Genomic DNA, 6,630 nt, shown 5'->3' on the forward strand with positions numbered 1-6,630 from the left:
GCGGTTTCGCCACGGCTGCGGCTTGGGCCATGACTGTTCTCCGTTCGCAGTGGGGCACATACAGGGAGTGCAGCAAGCGCTTGCTCCATACACGTGCTGAGGCTCGGTACCGCGGGGGGACGTCAGCCGGCGTACGGGTCCGGCACGGTGCCCGGGCGGGCCAGGAACTCGAAGTCGCAGCCGGTGTCGGCCTGCGTGATCTGCTCGTTGTAGAGGGCGCCGTAGCCGCGCTCGTACCGGGCGGGCGGCGGCGTCCACGCGGCCCGCCTGCGGTCCAGCTCCGCGTCGTCCACGTGGAGGTGGAGGCTGCGGGCGTCGACGTCCAGTGTGACGAGGTCGCCGGTGCGCACGAGCGCCAGCGGGCCGCCGACGTACGACTCCGGGGCGACGTGCAGTACGCAGGCGCCGTAACTCGTGCCGCTCATGCGGGCGTCGGAGATGCGGACCATGTCCCGCACGCCCTGCTTCAGCAGGTGGTCCGGGATCGGCAGCATGCCGTACTCGGGCATGCCGGGGCCGCCCTTGGGGCCGGCGTTGCGCAGCACCAGCACGCTGTCGGCGGTGATGCCGAGCGCCGGGTCGTCGATGGTGCGCTGCATTTTCCGGTAGTCGTCGAAGACGACGGCCGGGCCGGTGTGCTTGAGCAGGCGCGGCTCGGCGGCGATGTGCTTGATGACCGCGCCGTCCGGGCAGAGGTTGCCGCGCAGCACGGCGACCCCGCCCTCGCTCGCGACCGGGTTGTCCCGGGGCCGGATGACGTCGTCGTCGTGCACCTGCGCGCCGCCGAGCTGCTCGCGCAGGGTGTCGTGCGACACCGTCGGCCGGTCCAGGTGGAGCAGGTCGGTGATCCGGGACAGGAAGCCGGGCAGGCCGCCCGCGAAGTGGAAGTCCTCCATCAGGTACTTCCGGCCGCCGGGGCGGACGTTGGCGAGGACGGGGACGGTGCGGGCGATGCGGTCGAAGTCGTCCAGGGTGAGCCGGACACCGGCGCGGCCGGCCATGGCGATCAGGTGGATCACGGCGTTGGTGGAGCCGCCCAGGCCGAGCACGGTGGTGACGGCGTCCTCGAAGGCCTCGCGGGTGAGGACGTCGGACAGCCTCCGGTCCCGGTGCACCAGTGCGACGGCGGTCAGGCCCGCCCGCGCCGCCATCCGGTCGTGGCCGGAGTCCACCGCCGGAATGCTGGACGCGCCCGGCACGGTCACGCCGAGCGCCTCGGCCGCGGCGGTGAGCGTGGACGCCGTACCCATGGTCATGCAGTGGCCGGGCGAGCGGGCCAGGCCGCTCTCCAGCTCGGCCATCTCGCAGTCGCCGATGAGGCCGGCCCGCTTGTCGTCCCAGTACTTCCACATGTCGGTGCCGGAGCCGAGGACCTCGCCGCGCCAGTGGCCGGGCAGCATGGGGCCGGCGGGCACGAAGACGGCCGGCAGGCCCACGGAGGCGGCGCCCATCAGCAGCGCGGGCGTGGACTTGTCGCAGCCGCCCATGAGGACCGCGCCGTCGACCGGGTAGGAGCGCAGCAGCTCCTCGGTCTCCATGGCGAGCAGGTTGCGGTAGAGCATGGGGGTCGGCTTCTGGAAGGTCTCGCTGAGGGTGGAGACCGGGAACTCCAGCGGGAAGCCGCCCGCCTGCCACACCCCCCGCTTGACGGCCTGGGCGCGGTCGCGGAGGTGGACGTGGCAGGGGTTGATGTCGGACCAGGTGTTGAGGATCGCGATGACCGGCTTGCCGAGGTGCTCCTCGGGCAGGTAGCCGAGCTGGCGGGTGCGGGCGCGGTGGCTGAAGGAGCGGAGCCCGTCGGTGCCGTACCACTGGTGGCTGCGCAGTTCCCCGGGCTTCTTGCGGGGGGCGGTCATATGCACCACCCGGCGGCGATGGCGGCGACCTCGGCGCGCTCGTCCTCGGGCAGCGGCCTGCTCGGCGGGCGGACGTCCCGGCGGCACAGGCCGAGCGCGGCCAGGGCCTCCTTGACGACGGTGACGTTGTCGGCGTTGCCGTGCGCGGCACGCAGTTCCTCGAAGCGGCGGATCTGCTCCCAGACCTTCATGGCGGCCGGGTAGTCACCGGACCGCAGTGCTTCGATCATGTTCAGCGAGACGGCCGGGGCGACGTTCACCAGCCCGGAGGTGAAGCCGGTGGCGCCGGCGGAGAAGTAGGAGGGCGCGTAGGGCTCGGCGAGGCCGGCCACCCACACGAAGCGGTCGAGGCCCGCGTCGCGGGCGAAGGCGGCGAACCGGGCTGCGTCCGGGACGGCGTACTTGACGCCGATGACGTTCGGGCAGTGGTCGGCGAGTTCGGCGAGCCGGGCACCGGGCAGCTGGGCGTTGCGCAGGTACGGCACCACCCCCAGCTCCGGGACGGCCTCGGCGATGGCCCGGTGGTAGTCGACCCAGCCGGCCGCCGAGACGTAGGGGTGCACGGGCTGGTGGACCATCACCATCTGGGCGCCCAGGGCGCGGGCGTGCCGGGCGGAGGCGATGGCGGTGGGCAGGTCGTGCCCGACCCCGACCAGGAGAGTGGCCCGGTCGCCGGCCTCCTCGACGGTCAGCTCGGTGACGAGGCGGCGCTCCTCGGGGGTGAGGGCGTAGAACTCGCCGGTGTTGCCGCCCGGGGTGAGGGTCCTGATCCCGCCGTCGAGCAGGCGACGCAGCAGGGCCCGGTGGGCGCCGCGGTCGACGGAGCCGTCCTCGGCGAACGGGGTCACCGGGATGGCCACCACGTCGGCCAACGCCGCCCGTTGGCGCTCGAACGTCACGCTGCTCATGTCCGGCCTTCCTCTGGGTGGGTCTCGGGGAACGCGCGGTGGACGAAGGAGCCGATGTGGGCGTGCAGGGCGTCGGCGGCGCCGTCCGCGTCACCGTCCAGCGCCAGCCGCAGGATCTCCCGGTGTTCGGCGGCCTCCCGCTCCCAGGAGGGGTCGGCGGCCCAGGCGACGGCGGAGACGAGGGCGGCCTGGTCGCGGACCGCGTCCAGCATCCGGCCGAGCAGCGGGTTGCCGCACGGCAGGTAGAGGGCGCGGTGGAACTCGCGGTTGGCGAGGGAGCGTTCGGCGGTGTCGGTCGCGGTGTCGGCGCGGGTCAGCGCGTCCCGGGCGGCGTCGAGGGAGGCGCCTCGCGCGACGGTCCGGCGCAGCGCCTCGGGTTCGAGCAGCAGCCGTACGTCGTAGACCTCGCGCGCCATGTCCGCGTCCACCATGCGCACGGTGACGCCCTTGTACTGGCTCATCACCACCAGGCCGGTCCCGGCGAGGGTCTTCAGCGCCTCGCGCACCGGGGTCTTGGACACCCCGAACTGCGCGGCCAGTTCCGTCTCCACCAGGGCCTGACCAGGTGTCAGCCGCCCGGTCAGGATGCGGTGTTTGATCGCGTCGAGCACGTACTGCGTGCGGGACGGGATCGGGGTGGGCACAGAGGTCATGCGGCCCTCTCGGATCTCACATATCGCGTCTCATATATGACGTACGAAGTACGACGCGTTGAAGGTAGGAGGGGGCCCGGGTTTCGTCAATGCTTCTGACAAAGGACGTGGCAGAGGATGGGTGAGGGTGGGGGCGACTCGTGGTTCGCTGCCGTGACGCGCACCGGGACGGGCGCGGGCCGGACGGGCGCGGGCCGGGCCGTCCCGCCGGACGCGCACGCGCAGGCGGCGCCGAACGGATCGGCGAGGGGGCACCGCACGGGCAACCCGGACCGCGGTGGGCCGCGCCGGATCGTGTGCCGCTGCAACGCGGGGAACGTTCCGGATCCGCGTCCACCCCCACTTCGGCACCCCGCGGCACGGCAGGGGGTACGACGTCGGGCTCCCCTCCCTGGCTCACCGCACCCGTCAGATCTCCATCACCGCGTCGCAGTCCGGGCACACCAGGGACGCGTAGGCGGCGGGGTACCACGCCTCCCCGGGGCGGGAAGGCGGCGGGGGAGCCTTCGTCATGGCGAAGGTGTCCTTGCCGCACAGGGTCCGCGGGCCGGCGGCGCCGGGCCTGCCGGGGGCGGCGGGCGCCGCGTGCACCCTGCGGGGGAGCCGCTCCGCGTCGGGCGGTCCGGCCGCGGGGGCGCGTGCGGCCACGGGCTGTTCGAGCTCGTACACGACGACGATGTCGCTCATGACTCCACCTGGGCGGGGTGGCCGGGGGCCGCCGCGCTCACCCGCGGGTGGTGCTGGGCAGACCGAGTTCGCGGCCGCGGTAGAAGCCTTCGCGCTCCTCGGCGACGTACGGGGCCATGGCCGCCCGCCGCCGTGCCTCCGCCTCCGAGGCCCGCCAGGCGTCGCATGCCTCCCGCGAGTCCCAGAACGACACTCCGGTGATCTCCTGTCCGTCCTCGGACCAGTAGGCGTAGGCCCGGTGCAGGCCCTGCGGTGCGGGCTCCGGGCGCCAGGCGCTCTCGAAGTCCTCCAGCGTGCCCGGCTGAAGGCGGCGCGTCGTCACCCACACGTAGTGCTCCTGCATGGCGGCTCCTCCGTACCCGTTCGGCTCGCCCCTCCCAAGGTCACCGTAGGCCCCGTGCGCCGCTTCCGCCGCCCGGCGACCGCCGACCGGACCCCGGGTCGGGCCACCTGGCGTCAGCCGCGGTGCGGCCACCCAGGGTCCCGGCCGCTGAGACCGACCGCCCGGTCCAGCGCGGGCGCCTGCGCCGGGACCGGGACCACCGGGCCGAACAGGCCGCCACCGCGGGCGGGCTCGTCGGCCGCGGCACGCAGGAAGACGAGGGCCGAGTCGAGGGCGGCCGGGTCCGGGGCGTAGTCCTGACCGGTGGCGCGGGCCAGGTCCCAGCCGTGGATCACCAGCTCGTCGGCGACGACGGCGCCCGCGAGCGCGCCCGGCAGGTCCACCCCGCCGGCACGGGTGTCGCCGGTCCAGGCGGCCGGGTCGCGCCAGGCGTCGGCCAGCTCGTCCAGCGCCTTCGGCAGCTCCTCGCGCCAGCCGGGGCCGATGTCCCAGGCGGCGGCGTCCGGGGCGGTGTCGGTCGTCGCGCCGAGGTCCTTGCGGGCGGCGTCCCGGAAGGCCACGGACAGCGTCAGCAGATGGCCCAGCAGATGGCGCACCGCGAGGGCCGGGCACGGTGTGGCGGAGGCCAGCTGCTCGTCGGTCACCGACTCCGCGAGCCGGGCCACGATCCTGGTCTGCGGGCCGAGGTCCACCATGGTCATGCTCACTCCTTCAGGGTCGCGCTCTCCGTACGAAGGGGTGACCGGCGGGTCTCCTGGAACTCATCGGTGCGGCGCAGCCACTCCCACGGCGCACGGCCGCCGCCGAGGCACCAGACGGCGATCACCGGGTCGCACAGCGCGCAACCGAACGACGAGTCGTGCGCGAAGGGGACGATCGGGTGGCCCTTGAGGTGGTGGACGACGTCCCACGCGGTGTGCAGCAGCCAGCCGGCGCCGACGAAGGCCCACGAGTCCAGGCCCCTGTAGGCCACGTAGGTGGCGACCGCCGTGAACGCGAACTCCCAGCCGCCGAGGCCGCCTCCGCTGAGGTAGGCGGCTCCGGCACCGGCCACCATGACCGCGTTGAGGCGGCGCCGGTGGGGCTCCGGGACGAGGGACATGAGGGTGACGTAGAGCAGGCCGATGAGAAGGGGGGCGAGGTAGCGCATGCGGTCGACGGTAGGTTTCCGGGCCCGGGCGCCCCAGGGGCTCCCGTGCCAGGTTCCGACGGATTGTCGCCGTCGCGTGCCGGCGCGGAGGGTGCGACGCCCGGCGCGCGTACGGCCCCCGGGGCGTACGCGGACACCGCACCTAGGGCACCTGCCCGATCCGCGTGCCCCCGCCTTAGGCCCACGATGACCGGGCATGACGACTTCCTGGACCGTGTCCCGCGTGCTGCGGGACCGCAACGCGGCGCTGTGCCTGACCGGCCTGGTGGTGTCCGGCTTCGGTACCTCCTCGCTGTGGCTGGCGTCGGGTGTGTGGGTGAAGGAGCTGACCGGGTCGGACGGCCTGGCCGCCCTGTGCCTGCTCGCGATGTGGGCGCCCACCCTGGCCGGCCCGGCGCTCGGCACGCTCGCCGACCGGTTCCGCCGCAAGCCCCTGCTCATCACGGTGAACCTGGGGCTCGCGGCACTGCTGCCCGCCCTGTTCGCCGTCGACTCCCCCGGCCGCCTGTGGCTGCTGTTCGCCGTCCTGGTGGTGTACGGCGCGGCCGGCGCCGTCCACGACGCCGCCGAGTCGGCACTGATGACGGCGGCCGTCGGACCGGACCTGCTCGGTGACGTCAACGGCCTGCGGACGACGCTCACCGAGGGCATGAAGCTCGTCGCCCCGCTGACCGGGGCGGGCCTGTACGCGACCTGGGGCGGCCCGGCCGTGGCCTGCCTGGACGCCGTCACGTTCCTGCTCGCCGCCGGGCTGTGCGGCCTGCTGCGGGTGCGGGAGGAACCGCCCGCGCGGTCCGGCGCCGGCTGGCGGGAGGAGACGGCGGAGGGGGTCCGGCACCTGTGGGGCCACCCCGCGCTGCGCGCACTGGTCCTGGCGGGCGGTACGACGATGCTGCTGACGGCGCTCGGCAGCACCACGGTGTACGCCGTGGTCGACCGCCTCGGCCACTCCCCCGCCTACGCGGGCGTGCTGTACGCCGCCCAGGGCGCCGGTTCGGCGGCGGCGGGCCTGCTCGCCGGGCCGGCGCTGCGC

The 6,630-nt window shown here is 74.3% G+C and carries 8 protein-coding genes; 1 reads left to right on the forward strand and 7 read right to left on the reverse strand.

Annotated elements, in window-relative coordinates; translation table 11 throughout:
• Positions 1-122: 122 nt before the first annotated feature.
• The 7 genes from araD to ABZV94_RS27400 form a co-directional block, all read right to left on the reverse strand.
• A complete protein-coding gene (araD, locus tag ABZV94_RS27370; RefSeq protein WP_356344805.1) occupies positions 123-1,856 on the reverse strand; it encodes an L-arabinonate dehydratase in 1,734 nt (577 codons plus the stop codon).
• A complete protein-coding gene (locus ABZV94_RS27375) occupies positions 1,853-2,764 on the reverse strand; it encodes a dihydrodipicolinate synthase family protein (protein WP_356344807.1) in 912 nt (303 codons plus the stop codon). Before ABZV94_RS27375 ends, araD begins: the two co-directional genes overlap by 4 nt.
• The gene (locus tag ABZV94_RS27380; RefSeq protein ID WP_356344809.1) at positions 2,761-3,417 is read right to left on the reverse strand and encodes a GntR family transcriptional regulator; all 657 of its coding nucleotides are present in this window, start codon (positions 3,415-3,417) and stop codon (positions 2,761-2,763) included. Before ABZV94_RS27380 ends, ABZV94_RS27375 begins: the two co-directional genes overlap by 4 nt.
• Positions 3,418-3,825: 408 nt before the next feature.
• Positions 3,826-4,104 (reverse strand): hypothetical protein, encoded by a 279-nt coding sequence (locus ABZV94_RS27385; RefSeq protein WP_356344811.1) that lies wholly within the window; start codon positions 4,102-4,104, stop codon positions 3,826-3,828.
• A 37-nt stretch (positions 4,105-4,141) separates the two neighbouring features.
• A complete protein-coding gene (locus ABZV94_RS27390) occupies positions 4,142-4,447 on the reverse strand; it encodes a hypothetical protein (protein ID WP_356344813.1) in 306 nt (101 codons plus the stop codon).
• Between the two features lie 113 nt (positions 4,448-4,560).
• The gene (locus tag ABZV94_RS27395) at positions 4,561-5,148 is read right to left on the reverse strand and encodes a TIGR03086 family metal-binding protein (RefSeq protein ID WP_356344814.1); all 588 of its coding nucleotides are present in this window, start codon (positions 5,146-5,148) and stop codon (positions 4,561-4,563) included.
• 2 nt (positions 5,149-5,150) lie between these two features.
• Positions 5,151-5,597, reverse strand: coding sequence for a DUF6010 family protein (locus ABZV94_RS27400; protein ID WP_356344816.1), 447 nt, complete (start codon positions 5,595-5,597; stop codon positions 5,151-5,153).
• A 196-nt stretch (positions 5,598-5,793) separates the two neighbouring features.
• Here ABZV94_RS27400 and ABZV94_RS27405 point away from each other — a divergent pair.
• A partial coding sequence (locus ABZV94_RS27405; RefSeq protein WP_356344818.1) for an MFS transporter occupies positions 5,794-6,630 on the forward strand: 837 nt, incomplete at its 3' end.

The sequence above is a fragment of the Streptomyces sp. NPDC004658 genome (assembly GCF_040609555.1).
Taxonomy (GTDB): domain Bacteria; phylum Actinomycetota; class Actinomycetes; order Streptomycetales; family Streptomycetaceae; genus Streptomyces.

Bases quoted from the DNA above. Each gene is read 5' to 3' on its own strand.
- araD (WP_356344805.1), bottom strand. From the start codon at position 1,856: ATGACCGCCCCCCGCAAGAAGCCCGGGGAACTGCGCAGCCACCAGTGG.
- ABZV94_RS27375 (WP_356344807.1), bottom strand. From the start codon at position 2,764: ATGAGCAGCGTGACGTTCGAGCGCCAACGGGCGGCGTTGGCCGACGTG.
- ABZV94_RS27380 (WP_356344809.1), bottom strand. From the start codon at position 3,417: ATGACCTCTGTGCCCACCCCGATCCCGTCCCGCACGCAGTACGTGCTC.
- ABZV94_RS27385 (WP_356344811.1), bottom strand. From the start codon at position 4,104: ATGAGCGACATCGTCGTCGTGTACGAGCTCGAACAGCCCGTGGCCGCA.
- ABZV94_RS27390 (WP_356344813.1), bottom strand. From the start codon at position 4,447: ATGCAGGAGCACTACGTGTGGGTGACGACGCGCCGCCTTCAGCCGGGC.
- ABZV94_RS27395 (WP_356344814.1), bottom strand. From the start codon at position 5,148: ATGACCATGGTGGACCTCGGCCCGCAGACCAGGATCGTGGCCCGGCTC.
- ABZV94_RS27400 (WP_356344816.1), bottom strand. From the start codon at position 5,597: ATGCGCTACCTCGCCCCCCTTCTCATCGGCCTGCTCTACGTCACCCTC.